15 protein-coding genes are annotated in these 15,934 nt (G+C 76.6%); 8 read left to right on the top strand and 7 right to left on the bottom strand.

The genetic code is table 11. The annotated features are described in order from the left end of the window. Positions 1–14: 14 nt before the first annotated feature. From AAEM63_RS17745 to ligD, 3 genes are all read left to right on the top strand, one after another. Positions 15–560: an SRPBCC family protein gene (locus tag AAEM63_RS17745; RefSeq protein ID WP_341359537.1), complete on the top strand. Its 546-nt coding sequence runs from the start codon at positions 15–17 to the stop codon at positions 558–560. 452 nt (positions 561–1,012) lie between these two features. Next, positions 1,013–1,603 (top strand): histidine phosphatase family protein, encoded by a 591-nt coding sequence (locus AAEM63_RS17740; RefSeq protein ID WP_341359536.1) that lies wholly within the window; start codon positions 1,013–1,015, stop codon positions 1,601–1,603. A 149-nt stretch (positions 1,604–1,752) separates the two neighbouring features. Continuing rightward, entirely contained in the window at positions 1,753–2,715 is a 963-nt protein-coding gene (gene ligD / locus AAEM63_RS17735; RefSeq protein WP_341359535.1) for a non-homologous end-joining DNA ligase, read from the top strand. 8 nt (positions 2,716–2,723) lie between these two features. Here the strand turns inward: ligD and hemL are convergent, their stop codons facing one another. The 6 genes from hemL to hemE form a co-directional block, all read right to left on the bottom strand. Beyond that, positions 2,724–4,082 carry a glutamate-1-semialdehyde 2,1-aminomutase gene (gene hemL / locus AAEM63_RS17730; protein WP_341359534.1) on the bottom strand — a complete coding sequence of 453 codons (1,359 nt, stop codon included), beginning with the start codon at positions 4,080–4,082 and terminating at the stop codon, positions 2,724–2,726. A 58-nt stretch (positions 4,083–4,140) separates the two neighbouring features. Then, a complete protein-coding gene (gene hemB / locus AAEM63_RS17725) occupies positions 4,141–5,205 on the bottom strand; it encodes a porphobilinogen synthase (RefSeq protein ID WP_341359533.1) in 1,065 nt (354 codons plus the stop codon). After that, complete coding sequence (locus tag AAEM63_RS17720; RefSeq protein ID WP_341359532.1) at positions 5,202–6,062, bottom strand: uroporphyrinogen-III synthase; 861 nt, start codon at positions 6,060–6,062, stop codon at positions 5,202–5,204. The genes hemB and AAEM63_RS17720 overlap by 4 nt, the downstream gene beginning before the upstream one ends. 10 nt (positions 6,063–6,072) lie before the next feature. Then, entirely contained in the window at positions 6,073–7,023 is a 951-nt protein-coding gene (hemC, locus tag AAEM63_RS17715; RefSeq protein ID WP_341359531.1) for a hydroxymethylbilane synthase, read from the bottom strand. A 156-nt stretch (positions 7,024–7,179) separates the two neighbouring features. Then, positions 7,180–8,625 carry an FAD-dependent oxidoreductase gene (locus AAEM63_RS17710; protein WP_341359530.1) on the bottom strand — a complete coding sequence of 482 codons (1,446 nt, stop codon included), beginning with the start codon at positions 8,623–8,625 and terminating at the stop codon, positions 7,180–7,182. Between the two features lie 8 nt (positions 8,626–8,633). Beyond that, entirely contained in the window at positions 8,634–9,647 is a 1,014-nt protein-coding gene (gene hemE, locus AAEM63_RS17705) for a uroporphyrinogen decarboxylase (protein WP_341359529.1), read from the bottom strand. A gap of 98 nt (positions 9,648–9,745) precedes the next feature. Here hemE and AAEM63_RS17700 point away from each other — a divergent pair, with 98 nt between their 5' ends. From AAEM63_RS17700 to hemQ, 3 genes are read left to right on the top strand one after another with little or no spacing between them, the layout of a single operon-like run. Further along, positions 9,746–11,131, top strand: coding sequence for a glutamyl-tRNA reductase (locus AAEM63_RS17700; RefSeq protein ID WP_341359528.1), 1,386 nt, complete (start codon positions 9,746–9,748; stop codon positions 11,129–11,131). Between the two features lie 11 nt (positions 11,132–11,142). Further along, on the top strand, positions 11,143–12,324 hold the full coding sequence (locus AAEM63_RS17695) for a ferrochelatase (protein ID WP_341359527.1): 1,182 nt from the start codon (positions 11,143–11,145) through the stop codon (positions 12,322–12,324). A 41-nt stretch (positions 12,325–12,365) separates the two neighbouring features. Then, entirely contained in the window at positions 12,366–13,088 is a 723-nt protein-coding gene (hemQ, locus tag AAEM63_RS17690) for a hydrogen peroxide-dependent heme synthase (RefSeq protein WP_341359526.1), read from the top strand. 36 nt (positions 13,089–13,124) lie between these two features. Here the strand turns inward: hemQ and AAEM63_RS17685 are convergent, their stop codons facing one another. Next, the gene (locus tag AAEM63_RS17685) at positions 13,125–13,955 is read right to left on the bottom strand and encodes a fructosamine kinase family protein (RefSeq protein WP_341359525.1); all 831 of its coding nucleotides are present in this window, start codon (positions 13,953–13,955) and stop codon (positions 13,125–13,127) included. A gap of 185 nt (positions 13,956–14,140) precedes the next feature. Between AAEM63_RS17685 and AAEM63_RS17680 the strand changes: the two genes are divergently transcribed. Next, positions 14,141–14,389 (top strand): hypothetical protein, encoded by a 249-nt coding sequence (locus AAEM63_RS17680; RefSeq protein WP_341359524.1) that lies wholly within the window; start codon positions 14,141–14,143, stop codon positions 14,387–14,389. After that, on the top strand, positions 14,390–15,934 hold the full coding sequence (locus tag AAEM63_RS17675) for a hypothetical protein (RefSeq protein ID WP_341359523.1): 1,545 nt from the start codon (positions 14,390–14,392) through the stop codon (positions 15,932–15,934).

The raw sequence follows: 15,934 nt of genomic DNA, 5'->3' as shown, positions 1-15,934 counted from the left end.
AGGAGGAGGTCGTCGTGCCCACCAGCGTGAGGACACCTGCACGGACGGCGGACGCCCCGCGAGGCGGCACGATGACCGGCGAGGTCGTCGTCCGCAGGCCGCTCGTGGAGGTCTTCGCGTTCGTCGCCGACATGCGGAACGAGCCGAGGTACAACCGCCGGATGGCGTCGGCGGAGAAGGTCACCCCCGGACCGGTCGGCACGGGAACGCGCTTCCACCAGCGGATGCGGATGCCCGGCCGGGCCGCGCACATGTCGTCGGAGATCACCGGGTACGACCCTCTGCGGTCGCTGGCCGTGCGGGCGCACCTGAGCTGGATGGACACGTCGGGCGCCCTGACCTTCACCCCGGCCGAGGGCGGCACCCGGCTGAGCTGGGACTGGGACGTCCGCCTCCACGGCCGCGCGGCCGCACTGGCGCCCGTGCTCCTCGTCCTCGGCCGGCGCCAGGAGCGCGCCACGTGGCGGGCGCTCGCGAGACACCTGGAGCGCCAGAACCGATGGCGCCGGAAGCGTTGGACACGCCAGAAGCGCCGCTGGCGGTCGCCCGCGGGGCAGTGAGGGCGAGGCCTCCGGCACGAGCCTTGTGTGAGCACTGTTGGCAAACCGGACGTCCCGTTCGACCCGGCGCCATCCGCGTCCGGTCCATGCGCACCCGTCGGCACATCGAACGCGGGCAACCACAGCGAACGCATGCAGCTGCAGCGAACGCCTGCAACCGGAACGAGCCGCGCGATCACCAGGGCGAGCACGATTCCCGAGCGGCCAACAGGCACCGAAACAACACCCCCGGGCTCAGTGGGCACGGAGCTCTCCGGCGCGGCACGACGCGGTGACGCGGTGACGCGAGGACGCCATCGGCGTGGTGCGCGACCTCGGGCGGCCACGGTCGTGGTGCGCGACGCCAGGACGGCCACCCGCACCCGTACGCCTGGACGGTAACCCGCGCCCGTGGTGCGCCCGGCCGGTGGGAGCGGCATGCTCGTCGGCGGGACGTCCGGAAGGAGCGCGGCATGTCAGACCTCATCGTCGTCCGGCACGGGGAGACGGAGTGGAGCCTCTCCGGCCAGCACACCGGCACCACCGACATCCCGCTCACCGAGCGCGGCGAGCGGCAGGCGCGGGAGCTGCTGGACAACTTCGGCGAGCGGGAGTTCGCCAAGGTGCTCGTCAGCCCGCACCAGCGGGCACGTCGGACCGCCGAGCTCGCCGGCATCGACGACTTCGAGATCGACGAGGACCTCGTGGAGTGGGACTACGGCGAGCTCGAGGGGGTCACGACCGCCGAGTACAACGAGCGGCGCGAGGCCGAGGGCCGCGGCAGCTGGAACCTGTGGACCGACGGTGCCCCGGGCGGGGAGAGCGCCGAGGACGTCGCGGCCAGGGTCGACCGGGTGATCGCGCGGGCCGAGCGGCTGCTCGACTCCGGCGACGTGCTCGTCGTCGGGCACAGCCACCTCTCCCGCATGCTCGTCGTCCGATGGCTCGGGCTGCCCGCCCGGTACGGGGAGAACTTCCTCCTCGACGCCGCCCACTGGGCGGTCCTCGGCCACAAGCGCGGCGCGCCGGTCGTCAAGCACTGGGGCGTGCCGCCGCACGCCTGAGCGTGGCGGCGCCGGTCGACGGGCGGGATGGCGACGGCGTCGGGACGGTCGACGGGCGGGATGGCGACGGCGTCGGGACGGTCGACGGGCGGGATGGCGACGGCGTCGGGACGGTCGACGGCGGACGCGGTCCGTGGTGGAGTGAGTGCATGGCCAAGGCGACGGCGCCCGCGACCGAGCTCGAGGTCGGCGGTCGCACGGTACGGATCTCCAACCCCGACCGCGTGTACTTCCCGGGGCCCGGGCACACCAAGCTCGATCTCGCGCGCTACGACATCGCCGTCGGCGACGGCGTGGTGAACGCCCTGCGTGAGCGGCCCTGCATGCTGCACCGCTTCCCCGAGGGGATCGAGGGGGAGAAGGTGCACCAGAAGCGGCTGCCGCACGGCGCGCCGCCGTGGGTCGAGACCGTGCGCGTGCACTTCCCCCGCTACGACCGCGACGCGGACGAGCTGTGCGTCACCGAGCTCGCCCAGGTGATCTGGGCCGTGCAGATGTCGACCGTCGAGTTCCACCCATGGAACAGCCGGCGGGCCGACGTCGAGAGGCCGGACGAGTGGCGCGTCGACCTCGACCCGGGCGAGGCGTGCGAATTCGCGACCGTCCGGCGGGTGGCAGCCGTCGCCCACGAGGTGCTCGACGAGCTCGGCGCCACCGGGTTCCCCAAGACCACCGGCGGGGACGGTCTGCACGTCTACGTGCGGATCAGGCCCGAGCACGGCTTCACCGACGTGCGCCGCGCGGCGCTGGCCTTCGCGCGCGAGGTCGAGCGGCGCACCCCGAGCGATGCGACCACCACGTGGTGGCGCAAGGACCGCGACCCGGCGAAGGTGTTCGTCGACTTCAACCAGAACGCCCGCGACCACACCATCGCCTGCGCCTACTCGGTGCGGGGCACGCCGCAGGCCACCGTCTCCGCCCCGCTCGCCTGGGACGAGGTGCCCGACTGCGACCCGGGGGACTTCACGGTCGCGACGATGCCGGCTCGCTACGCCGAGCGCGGCGACCTCCACGCGGGCATCGACGAGGCCGTCTTCGACCTCGCCCCGCTCCTGTCGTGGGCGGAGCGTGACGAGGCCGAGGGCGCGGACGCGCCACCGGAACCGGACTGACCCGCGGCTCAGGCCGGGGTGGCGGCGGCCGCCGCCCGCGCGGCACCGGGCAGCGCCGCGAGGATGCGGCCGATCGCGTCGTCGTCGTGCGCGGCGGAGAGGAACCACGCCTCGTACACGCTCGGCGGGAGGGCCACCCCGGCGTCGAGCATGGCGTGGAAGAACGGCGGGTACCGGAACGTGTCCTGCGCCTGGGCCTGCGCGTACGTCCGCACCCCGTCCGTGGCGGCGTCCTCGCCGAACATCACCGAGAAGAGGTTGCCCGCCCGCTGGAGGCGGTGCGCGACACCCGCCTCGGTCAGGGCCGCGCTAGCGGCCTCGCCGACCACCCGGGCCGCCTCGTCGACGTGGGCGTAGACGGCGTCGTCGGCCAGGCGCAGGGTGGCCAGGCCGGCGGCGGTCGCCAGCGGGTTCCCCGAGAGGGTGCCCGCCTGGTAGACCGGCCCGACGGGCGCGAGGAGGTCCATGAGGTCCGCCCGACCGCCCAGCGCGGCGAGGGGCATCCCGCCGCCGACGACCTTGCCGAAGGTGAACAGGTCCGGCACCCAGCCCTCCCCGCCGAGCAGCGTCGCCCCCAGACCGCCGTCCGCCGGGACGCCGTCGAGGCCCCACCAGCCCGACGCGCCCACGCGGAAGCCCGTGAGGACCTCGTCGAGGATCATGAGGGAGCCGTGGTCGGCGGTGATGCGGCGCAGCTCGGCGTTGAACCCGGGCACCGGCGGCACGACGCCCATGTTCGCCGGGGCGGCCTCGGTGATGACCGCGGCGATCTCGCTGCCGCGCTCGGCGAAGGCCGTCTCCAGGGCCGCGACGTCGTTGTAGGGCAGGACGAGCGTCTCCGCGGCGCTGGCCGCGGTCACCCCGGCCGAGCCCGGCAGGGCGAAGGTCGCGACGCCGGAGCCCGCCTCGGCGAGGAGGGCGTCGACGTGCCCGTGGTAGCAGCCGGCGAACTTCACGATGAGGTCGCGGCCGGTGGCGCCGCGGGCCAGGCGGACCGCCGTCATCGTCGCCTCGGTCCCGGTGGAGACGAACCGCACCTTGGCCGCGGCGGGCACCCGGCCGCGCACCGCCTCCGCGAGCTCGACCTCGGCGAGCGTAGGGGCGCCGAAGGACAGGCCGCGGCCGGCCGCCGCGGTCACGGCGGCCACGACCTCGGGGTGGGCGTGGCCCAGGAGCGCCGGGCCCCACGACATGACGAGGTCGACGTACTCGCGTCCCTCGGTGTCGGTGACGTACGGGCCCCGCGCGGAGGCGAGGAAGCGCGGGTCGCCCCCCACCGATCCGTAGGCGCGCACGGGCGAGTCCACGCCGCCGGGGATGACGGCGCGGGCCCGCTCGAAGAGCTCGTGGGTGGGGTCGGCGGTCATGGTCGTGCTCCTCGGGACGGGTGTGTGGTGGTGGTGCGGCGGTGCTCGGTGCTCGGGCTCACCGTAGCCAGCGGGCCAGCTCGGTGGCCCAGTAGGTCAGCACGACGTCGGCGCCCGCGCGGCGGATGGACAGGACCGTCTCCTCGATGGTGCGCCGGCGGTCGAGCCAGCCCTGAGCCGCGGCGGCCTCGACCATCGCGTACTCCCCGGAGACCTGGTAGGCGGCCACTGGCACCTCGGAGAGCGCCGCGACCTCGGCCAGGACGTCGAGGTAGGCCAGCGCGGGCTTGACCATGACGACGTCGGCGCCCTCGGCGAGGTCGAGCGTGGCCTCGCGCAGGCCCTCCCGCCGGTTGGCCACGTCCATCTGATAGGTCTTGCGGTCCCCGCGGAGCTGGGAGTCGACGGCCTCGCGGAACGGGCCGTAGAACGCCGAGGCGTACTTGGCCGAGTAGGCCAGGATCGCGGTGTCGGTGTACCCGGCCCCCTCGAGCACCTCACGTACGGCGCCGACCTGGCCGTCCATCATCCCGCTGAGGCCCAGCACGTGGGCACCGGTCGCGGCCTGCGCGAGCGCCATCTCCTGGTACCGCACGAGGGTCGCGTCGTTGTCCACCCGCCCCGCGGCGTCCAGCACCCCGCAGTGCCCGTGGTCGGTGAACTCGTCGAGGCACAGGTCGGACATGACGACGACGGCGTCGCCGACCTCCGCCACGAGCGCCCGCAGTCCGGCGTTGAGGATGCCGTCCTCGTCGGTCGCGCAGGTGCCCGTGGCGTCGCGGGTCGCGGGGACGCCGAAGAGCATGACCCCGCCCACGCCGGCCTCGGCCGCCTCGACCGCGGCCCGCCGCAGCGTGTCCGTCGTGTGCTGGACGACACCGGGCATGGACCCGATGGGCACCGGCTCGGTGACCCCCTCACGGACGAACATCGGCAGGACCAGGTCGGCGGGGGCGACCCGGGTCTCGGCGACGAGCCGCCGCAGGGCCGGCGTCGCGCGCAGGCGCCGGGGCCGCTCGACCGGACGGTAGGGCGGCTCAGCCGGCCGGCCGGCGTGAGCGGCGGCCGGGTCCGGTGCCGGTGCGGGCGGCCGGGGACGGGCGGGGTCCTCGCGGGTGGTCACCGGGGCTCCTCCTGGGTAGGGGTGGTAGGGCTGGTCGGGGAAATGGGGGCTGTCGGGGCTATCGGGGCCATCGGGGCCGGCGGGGCAGTCGGGGGCGTCGGGTGCAGGGCGGCCGCGACGGCGTCGACGAGCCCGGCCGGGGTCTGCGCCGAGGCGACGGCGGCGACCGTGAGGCCGGCGGCGGCGGCCGCGGCGGCCGTGCTCGCGCCGATCGCGCAGATCAGCGTCCGCGCCGGCGGGAGGCCGTACAGGCTCACGAGCGCCCGGGCGACCGACCCCGAGGTGAGCAGGACGGCGTCGACCTGCTCCGCGGTGAGGGCGGCGGCGACGGCAGGGTCCGGCTCGGACGTGGGGACGGTGGTGTACGCGACGACGTCGGTGACGCGCCAGCCGCGCGCCCGCAGCCCGTGCACGAGGGTGGGCGCGGCGAGCGCGGACCGGGGGAGCAGCACGGAGCCGCCGTCCGGCTCCGGCCACGCTGCCACGAGCGCGTCGGCGCTCGCGGTGCGGGAGGGGACGAGGTCGGTCCGGACACCCACCGCCGCGAGCGCTTCCGCGGTGGCCGGCCCGACGGCGGCGACGCGGGCGCCGGCGGTGAGCTCCGCGGGGGTGGTCCCCAGGGCTCTGGCCCGCTCGGCGATCACGTCCACGGTCACCGCCGAGGTGACCGCGAGCCAGGTGTGGGCGCCGGTTGCCAGGGCCCGCAGGGCGTCGTCGAGCGCGGTCGACGGGGTCGGGACGGTGCGGACGAGGAGCGTGGGCAGCGGCCGGCCGCCCGCCGCCCGCACCGCCAGGACGAACGGGTCGTCGACCGCCGGGCGGGGCACGAGGACGACCGCGCCGGCGAGGTCGGTCATCAGCGGTGTCTCACAGCCGGCCCGAGGAGGCGTCGCTGCGCGGGGGCAGGCCCGCGAGCTCGACCGCCCCGGCGTCGAGGAGCTCGTGGGCGAGGGCGGCGCCGAGCTCGCGCGCGGTGGTCAGGTCGTCCGCGTCCGCGGCACCGGACCGGACGAGCCCGTCACCACCGAACACGCCGGCGGTCAGCAGGAGGCGGCCGGCGTCGTCGACCCGGGCGTGGGCGGCGACGGGGGCGGTGCAGCCGGCCTCGAGGACGCGCAGCACCTCCCGCTCGGCCACGACCGCCAGGCGGGTGGCGGGGTCCTCGACCTCGCGCAGGGCGGCGGCGAGCGGCGGCGCGTGCTCCTCGGCCCGGCACTCGACCGCCAGGGCCCCCTGGCCGGGGGCGGGGAGCATGACGTCGGTGGGCAGCAGGTCGGTGACATGGGCCAGGAGCCCGAGGCGGCTCAGCCCCGCGGCGGCCAGGACGACGGCGTCGAGGTCGCCCGGCGCCACGCGGGCCAGCCGGGTGGGCACGTTGCCGCGGATGTCGACGACGTCGAGGTCCGGGCGGGCCAGGCGCAGCTGGGCGGCCCGGCGGGGGGACCCGGTGCCGACCCGGGCGCCGACGGGCAGGGTCGTCAGCGTCCAGCCCTCGCGGGCGCACAGGGCGTCGCGAGGGTCCTCGCGCACGGGGACCGCGGCGATCTCCAGCCCGGGCAGGGGGGCGGAGGGCAGGTCCTTGAGGGAGTGGACGGCGACGTCGATGTCGCCGGCGAGGAGCGCCTCGCGCAGGGCCGCGGCGAACACGCCGGTGCCCCCGAGGGTGGTCAGCGACGCGGTGGAGCGGTCACCCTCGGTGCGGATGCGCACGAGCCGCACGTCCAGACCGGAGCTCGCGGCGAGCGCCTCCGCGACCGTCGTGGACTGGGTGAGGGCGAGGTCGCTGCCCCGGGTGCCGAGGCGCAGGGTCGTGCTCACCGCCCCAGTGTCACCAGGGCCGGGGGAATTGTCGAGGCGGTTTTCTGGCACGGTGTCATCTCGTTTTCTGACGGATTGTCACGACCCTTTGATGTGCGGCCTCCGTCACATTTCTCCACGGCGTCCGGGACGTTCCAGGAAATGCCGTTCAGCACGTCATTCCTCGGCCCCGCCGGACGCTCGCCCGACGCCGACCGGCCCCGTCGGGTCGGTCGCGACCGACCGCGCCAGGGACTGCGCCTGCGCGACGACCGCCGCCAGGCCCGTGCCGGCGACCCAGGCGCCGGCGAGGTGCAGGCCCGGCCGCTCGGCGACCCTGGCGCGGACCGTGGTGACGTACGCGCGGTGGGCCGGTGTGGCGGCAGCGAGGACCCCGGTCCGTCGCACGACCCGGTGGTCGAGGACCCGGCCCAGGGGCACGCCGAGGAGCGTGGTGGCGTCGGCCAGCGCGGCCGCGGCACCGACGTCGTCGGTGCGCTCGCCGTGCCGGCCGTAGGAGACCCGCAGGACGTGGACGCCCGGGCCGGTGACCTCACGCAGCCACGGCCACTTCGCGCTGACGTGGGTGAGCGCCTTCGCGCGCACGCCCGTCGCGCCCGGCGGCACGAGCAGGCCGGAGCCGCGGGGGGCGGCGTCGAGCGCCGGCGCCTCGACGACGAGGGTGACGTGGGTGATCGTCGACCCGCCCGCCGCGGGGGCGTCGGGCAGGGTCAGGACACCGTCGAGGAGCTCCCGTGCCGGGCCCTCGGGCAGGGCGAGGACCACGTGGGCCGCGGTGGTGCGGGACCGTCCACCCGCCTCGTCGACATCGACGGTCCACCCGCCCTCGACCGCGTGGAGACCGGTGACGGTGGCCCCGGTGCGGACCTCACCACCGCCGGCCCTCACCGCCGCGGCGAGGGCGCGGGGCAGGCGGAACAGCCCGCCGGCGGTGCTGGCCGCGGCCGCGCCGGGGGTGGCGTCGACGAGCGCCGCCACGGCGGCGGCCAGGGTGCCGTGCTCGGTGAGGGCGGCCCGCAGGCCGGGCATGACGGAGTCGACGGCGAGGTCGGCGGGGTCGGCCGAGTGGATGCCGCCCGCCACCGGGGTGACGAGCCGGTCGAGGACCACCTGCCCCATCCGGGTGCGTACGAGGGTGGCGAGGTCGGCGGCGTCGGCGCCCACGTGGGCGGGCAGGCCGGGGTCCCGCACGGCCGCGGCCGCCGCGGCCTCGGGGCCGAGCGCGGCGACGACGTCGGCCGCACCGAGGTCCGCCGGTACGCCGAGCAGGGTCCGCACGGGGATGCGGAAGGCCCGCTCGGGGGTCCACACCCAGGACCCGGCGCCGGGCTCGACGACCTCCAGCCCGAGGGACCGGACGAGGTCGCCCACCTCGGGCCGGCGGGTGGCGAAGGCCTCGGCGCCGAGGTCGAGCTCGTACCCGCCGACGACTCCGGAGCCCACGAGACCCCCGACCGCGGACGACGCCTCGAGCACCACCGGGCGCAGGCCCTCGGCGAGGAACGCGTGCGCCGCGCTCAGCCCCGCCATCCCCCCGCCGACGACGACGACGTCCGCGCGCTCGTCCGGGCGGGCGGGCGGGCCGGCCGCGGCGCCGCGCACCGCCCGCCTCACAGCGAGTGGACCAGGGCCACGAGGCGGGTCAGGACGTCGGGGTCGGTGCCCGGCGGCACGCCGTGGCCGAGGTTGACCACGTGGGCGGGCGCCGAGCGGCCGCGTTCGACGACGTCGCGCACGTGCGCCTCGAGGACGTCCCACGGGGCGTCGAGGAGCGCCGGGTCGATGTTGCCCTGCAGCACCGTGGTGCCGCCGAGGCGGCGGCTCGCCTCGTCCAGCGGGATGCGGTAGTCGACCCCGACGACGTCCGCGCCGGCGTCCCGCATGGCCCCGAGCAGCTCACCGGTGCCGGTGCCGAAGTGCACGACCGGCACACCGAGGGAGCGGATCTGGGCCAGGGTGCGGGCGCTGAACGGCGCCGCGTGGGAGGCGTAGTCGTCCAGGGAGAGCGCGCCCGCCCAGGAGTCGAACAGCTGGGCGGCGCGGGCGCCGGCGCGGACCTGGGTGCGCACGAAGTCGGCGCTGATGTCCGCCGCCCACCGCATGAGGCGCCGCCAGGACTCGGGGTCGGCGTGCATGAGGGTGCGGGCCGCGAGGTGGTCGCGCGATGGCCGTCCCTCGACGAGGTACGCCGCCAGGGTGAAGGGGGCGCCCGCGAAGCCGATGAGCGGGGTCTCGCCGAGCTCGGCCACGACGATCCTGACGGCCTCGGCCACGGCGGAGGCGTCACCGGGCTGGTGGGCGACGAGCCGGTCGACGTCGGCCGCCGAGCGGACCGGCTCGGCCACGACCGGCCCCACCCCGGGCTGGATGGTCACGTCGACGCCGGCCAGGTGCAGCGGCACCATGATGTCGGAGAAGAAGATCGCGGCGTCCACCCCGTGACGGCGCACCGGCTGCAGCGTGATCTCCGCCGCGAGGTCCGGGCGCAGGCACGACTCGATCATCCCCACCCCCTCGCGCAGGGCGCGGTACTCCGGGAGGGAGCGGCCGGCCTGGCGCATGAACCACACCGGCAGACGCTCCGGGCGTCGTCCGGAATAGGCCTCGAGCAGGGCGGGTGTCATCATTTCCTGGGCGGGGGCCGTGGTCGTCGAATCCGTCACCGGACCATTGTGCCCGCCCCCCGGGGAAATGGTTCACTAGGGGGGACGTGGTACTCCTGATGCTCTCGGCGAATCACCACGACCTGAACCTCACCGACGTCGAGCGGTTGAGCACGGGTGCCCACGAGGTCGGCCCCCAGGTCGTGGCGTCCTCCCCTGCCGTGACCGGCGCCGTGGTCCTGGCCACGTGCAACCGGCTCGAGGTCTACGTCGAGGCCGAGAGCCCCGAGGAGGCCGCCCGGGCCGCCCAGGAGGCGGTGGCGCGCACCTCGGGAACCGACCTGGCCGAGGTCGCCCGGCTCATGCGGGCCGAGACCGACGATGCCGCGGTCCGTCACCTCTTCGAGGTCGCCGCCGGGCTGGACTCGATGGTGGTGGGGGAGCGGGAGATCACCGGTCAGGTGCGCCGGGCCCTGCGCGCCGCCCGCGAGGCGGGCACGACCTCGCCGCTGCTCGAGAAGACCCTCCAGCGCGCCACCCGCACGTCCCGCCAGGTGGCGGTCGCCACGGACCTGGCCCGGGCCGGGCTGTCGGTCGTCTCGGTCGCCCTCGACCTCGCCGCCGCCCGCGCCGCCGCGCTCGAGCATGAGCAGGCGGCACCCGTCGACCCCCACGACCCCGCCGTCCCGCGCGCCTCCCTGGCCGGGCGTCGCACCCTGCTCGTCGGCACCGGCTCCTACGCCGGCGCCTCCCTCGCCGCGCTGCGCGAGCGCGGCGTCACCGATGTCGCGGTGTGGTCGGCCTCCGGGCGGGCGCGGGACTTCGCCGCCGGCCACGGCGTCGTCGTCGCAGAGGAGGACCTGGCCGCCGCGCTGACCGGCGTCGACCTCGTCGTGACCGTGCGCGGCACGGGCACCCCGGTCCTGCGGGTCGACCTCGTCGCCGCCGTGGTCGCCGCCCGCCGGCCGGAGGACGGGCCGCTCGTCGTCGTCGACCTCGCCCTGCACCGCGACGTCGAGGAGGAGGTCGCCGACCTCGACGGCGTCCTCCTCGTCGACCTGCCGACCGTGCGCGAGCACGCCCCGGCCGCGACCGCCGCCGAGATCGACCGCGCCCGCCAGATCGTCGACGACGCGGTGCGCGAGCTCCTCGAGGACCACGCCGGCCGGCGCATGGACCAGGCGGTGGTGGCCCTGCGCGAGTCGGTGGCGGACGCCGTCGCCGCCGAGATCGAGCGTCTGCCCGCCGACGGTGCCATCCCCGCGGACAAGGCCGCCCAGGCCCTGCGCCGCCTCGCCGCGCGCCTGCTCCACGAGCCGACGGTCCGGGCGCGCACCGCCGGGCGCCAGGGTCGCGGCGAGGAGTACCTGCTCGCCCTCGAGCAGGTCCTCGGCGTGAGCCTGCCCGGGGTCGCAGGCGCGGTGCACCCGGTCGCGGACGCCCCCGGACACCCGCACGAGCCCGCCACCCACCTCCCCCTGCCGGCCCAGCCGGCTGACGTATGAGAGCGAGCGCCATGCCCTCCCTGTCCCCCTACGACGCCGTGCTGCTGCTCTCCTTCGGGGGACCGGAGAAGCCGGAGGACGTCGTGCCGTTCCTGCGCAACGTCACGGCGGGGCGCGGCATCCCTGACGAGCGCCTCGCCGAGGTGGGCGAGCACTACTACCACTTCGGTGGTCGCAGCCCCATCAACGACCAGAACAAGGCGCTCCTGGCTGCGTTGCAGGCGGATCTCGCCGGGCGTGGCGTCGACACCCCGGTCGTCTGGGGCAACCGGAACTGGGACCCGTTCCTCACCGACACCCTGCGTGAGCTGCACGCCTCCGGCGCGCGCCGGGTGCTCACGCTCGTCACCAGCGCCTACGGGTCGTACTCGGGCTGCCGGCAGTACCGCGAGAACATCGCCGCCTCGCTCGCCGCGCTCGCGGCGGAGGGTCGCGAGCTCGAGGTGGACAAGGTCCGCGCCTACTTCAACCACCCGGGCTTCGTCGCCGCGAACGTCGAGGCGGTGGCCGCCGCGTACGAGCGCCTCGGCGATGGCGACGGTGGCGGTGACAGCGAGGGCGACGCCGCCGGTGACGGGCGGCGACGGCCCCGGCCGGCCGCACCGCTGGTCTTCGTGACCCACTCCATCCCCACCCCCATGGAGGTGGGCTCGGGCGTGGAGACGGCCGCGAGCTATTCCGCTCAGCACCTCGACGTCGCCGGTCTCGTCGCCAAGGAGGTGGGCGAGCGGCTGGGCCGCCCGGTGCCCTGGGAGCTGGCGTACTGCTCCCGTTCCGGCACCGCCGTGACACCGTGGCTCGAGCCCGACGTCAGCCGCACGCTCACCGCCCTGCACGCCGACGGCGCCGAGGCGGCGGTCGTGGCCCCGATCGGCTTCATCTCCGACCACATGGAGGTCATCTACGACCTCGACGTCGAGGCGCGCGAGACCGCCGACGAGCTGGGGCTGCGCATGGAGCGCGCCGCCACGGTGGGCACGGCGCCGGAGTTCGTCGCGGGCCTGGCCGACCTCCTGCTCGAGCGTGCGGCCTCCGTGCGGGGCGACGCACCCGAGCGGGTCGCCGTCGGGGCGCTCGGCCCGTGGCGCGACGTCTGCCGGCCGGGGTGCTGCCGCCTGCGGGCCGGCGTCGACAGCGGCGTCCCCGCCGCCTGCCAGGACGACGCGCCGGCCGACACCCGCGCCGCCGTCTGAGGCGACCCGACCACCACGACCCTTCCCGAGGAGCCCGACCCATGAGCCAGCCCAGCCCCGCACGGATCGGCGAGGGCGCCGACGTCGAGACCATCAACGCCGGCATCGACTACACGATGTGGTCGGTCTTCGCCACGGCCGAGCCCCTGCCCGACGACGCGGCCGAGCGGTCGGCGCTCGTCGCCGACGCCGAGGCCGCCGTCGCCGGGGCCGGCGTGGTGCTGCGGGGCTTCTACGACGTCGCGGGGCTCCGCGCGGACGCCGACCTCATGGTGTGGTGGCACGCCCCGACCGTCGAGGCCGTCCAGGACGCCTACCACCGGCTCCTCGCCTCCGGCCTCGGCGCGCACCTCGCGCCGGTGTGGTCCGTCGTGGGACTGCACCGGCCGGCCGAGTTCAACAAGCGGCACGTCCCGGCGTACCTGGCCGGCGAGGACCCCGGCGCCTACCTGTGCGTGTACCCGTTCGTGCGGTCGTACGAGTGGTACCTCCTGCCGGAGGAGGAGCGGCGCGACATGCTCCGCGAGCACGGCATGGCCGCCCGGGACTACCCGGACGTGCGCGCCAACACCGTCTCCGCGTTCGCGCTGGGCGACTACGAGTGGATCCTGGCGTTCGAGGCGGCCGAGCTGCACCGCATCGTCGACCTCATGCGCGACCTGCGGCCCGTGGGTGCGCGCCGGCACGTGCGTGAGGAGATCCCGTTCTACACCGGGCCGCGCGTCGCGCTCGGCGACTGGGCCGAGCGCCAGCCCCGCGCCTGACGGTCCCGCGCCTGACAGCGCGGACCGCCCGGTGCCTCACAGGTACCGGGCGGCCACCGCGACGGTCCGGCGCCCGTACCCACCGCCGAAGAGGGCGGCGTGCACGATCAGCATGTGGAGCTGGTGCAGGCCCACCCGCTCGACCCGGCCGGGTGCGAACGGGGAGACCTCCTCGTAGGCCGCGACGATCCGCTCCCGGTGCGGCACCCCGAAGACCGCCAGCTGGGCGAGGTCGGACTCCGCGTGGCCACCGTGGGCGGCCGGGTCGATGAGCGTGCCGCGCACCCGGCCCCCGGGGGCCGCCGCCCACAGGACGTTCCCGCCCCAGAGATCCCCGTGGAGGCGCGCCGCCGGCCCGGTGACGAGCGCCGGCTGCGGGTGGTCGAGCACACCCTCGGACAGTCGCTCGGCCAGGACGGTGAGCGTTCGCTCGCCGTCGCGGTCCACCGACCCGTTCGCGACGGCGGCGGGCAGGTACGGCAGGACCCGGTCGGCGGCGTAGAACTCGCCCCACGAGCCGGACGAGTTCCCGCTCGGCGCCCGCGCGGCGTCGGAACCTGACGGGGCGTCCCGGAGCGGCAGGGGCGCGCGGCCCATGTACCCGTTCCCGGACCACCCCGGCGGGCGGCAGCCCAGGTGCGGGGCGCCGGCCGCGTGCGTGCGGGCCAGGGCGCGGCCGAACGCCTCCGCGTCGGCGGCACCGGGCGCGGACTCGGTGAGCCTCCGGGTCTCGAGCCACCCGGGCCCCTCGTCGACGATCGTGACGACGTCCGCGCCGCCCGGGGCCTCGGTGAGCCAGCGGAGCCCGGCGGCCTCGAAGCCGGTGGCTCCCGCCTGCCCGGGGTCGCGCTTGAGGAAGGTGTCCACCGCCGGATCCTCCCGCACCGGGGTCCGCCCCCGCACAGGGGCGGGCCGGTCGCCGTCGTCAACAGGCCGGGCGGGCCGCGGACCGGGCCGGTGGCCCGCCCCACCTAGCGTGCGGCGGAGGGGCAGGCGTGCGGCCGAGGTCAGGCGTGCGGCGGGCGTGAGGCGCCGCGGGACGAGGAGGGACGATGGCGCTGGTCTGTGACCCCGGCTCGGGGCTGCGTACCGACATCCTCCTGGCCCGGGACGCACTCGACGCGGCGATCGACCTGCTCCGGGCCGCCGGTCCGGCCGCCTGGACGGGCCCGGGTGCGGCGGCCTACGCCGAGGCGGTGACGGGGCTGGTGCTGGAGGCGCTGTCCCTCCGGCACGTGCTCGACGCCGCCGAGCGCGCGGCCGGCGCCGCCGACGCGGACCTCGCGGCGCGGTGGTCCTAGGTGGGGGTCCTCGCCCGCGACGGCGACACCACACCGGCGTGGACCCCGCACCCGTGGCGCACGCGGGTCATGGTCACCGGCGGGGGGCGGGTGGCCGTGGACACCGACGAGCTCGCGGAGCGAGCGGCGCTCCTGCGCTCCGCGGCGGCCGAGGTCGACCGGTCCCGGGCGCACGCCGCAGTCGCCGCCGGGCAGGTGATGCGCTACCACGCCGCCGCGGTCCTCCCGGCGATCGAGGCCGGCCGTCACCTCGAGGACGTCCTCGGCGTCGGCCGGTCGCTCCCAGCGCTGGCCGGCGCGGTGCGCGGGCTCGCCGCCGACCTCGACCTCCAGGGCGTCTGGTACGCCGAGGCCGAGCGGGAGGTCTCGACGCTCCTCGCACCGCCCTGGTGGCGGGTCCTCGGCGCGGTCGTGCCGCCCGGGCTCGTGCCGTGGCAGGCCGGCGCCGTCGTGGTCGGTGCCGACGCGCTGCGCCTGGTCGGCCATGCTGGCTCGGCGGCCGCGGCCCTGGCGGGCCCGCTCCCCGGCGCCGTCGTGGCGCAGCGCCACACGGCGGCGTTCGCCCAGTACGCCCAGTACCTCGACGACGACGTCACCCGCGGCCACGTGCTGCTCGACGGCGAGCCGGTGGCCGTCGCCGGCCTCACCCCGGTCCAGCGGACCGCGCTCGCCGCCTACGGCCCGCTCTCCGCGGTCGGCCTGGTCGCCCAGGGCGGACGGCGGCTGTCCGGCCTCGCCGTCGCTCCCGCACCGGTCGTCCCGATGCGCGGCCCCGCGCCCCCCGGCCCACGGGGCACCGTCGGGCCACCGGGAACGCTCGGTGCGGTCGCGCACCTGACGACCCTCGCCCGCCCCGTGCAGCCGCCCCGCACGCCGGCCGACCTGCTCGGACGGCTCGCCGCCCTCGAGCGTGACGTCCGCCGTCGTGGCACCGGCGCCGTCGAGGTCCTGCGCACCACGACGCCGGCTGGGCGCCGGCACTGGACGGTCATCATCCCCGGCACGCAGGCTCCCCTCGCCGGCGGGGTGAACCCCATGGACAACGCGACGAACCTCCTCGCGCTCGCCGGGCGGCGCACCGACGTCGAGCGGGCCGTCGTCACCGCCCTGGACCGGTCGGGCGTCGCGCCCGGCGAGCCCGTCAGCCTCGTCGGACACAGCCAGGGCGGGCTCGTGGCCGCCCGCCTCGCCGCGGACCCGCTCGTCACGGCCCGGTTCACCGTCGACTCCGTCCTCACAGCAGGCAGCCCGCTCGGCCCGGTGGGGGTGCCCGAGGCGGTGTCGGTGCTCAGCCTCGAGGACGTCCGCGACATCACCGTCGGCCTCGACGGCCAGCCCAACGCCCACCTCACGGTGGCCGTCGACGGCGGGGCGGACGAGCCCCACCACCGGGACGGCTACGCGCGCTCGGCCGAGCGGCTCGACGAGGTCGACGACCCCGCGGTCCGGCGCTGGCTGGAGCGGGACGCGGCCGCCCGTGCGGTGGCGGTGCCGGGGACGCGGACCGAGTCGATCGTCTTCGAGGCCTGGCGGACCGTGCGGTGA

Origin of the sequence: Georgenia sp. M64 (genome assembly GCF_038049925.1) — a bacterium.
Taxonomy (GTDB): domain Bacteria; phylum Actinomycetota; class Actinomycetes; order Actinomycetales; family Actinomycetaceae; genus Georgenia.
Note: the sequence above shows the minus strand (reverse complement) of the source record. Positions and strands in the feature narration are given on the sequence as shown.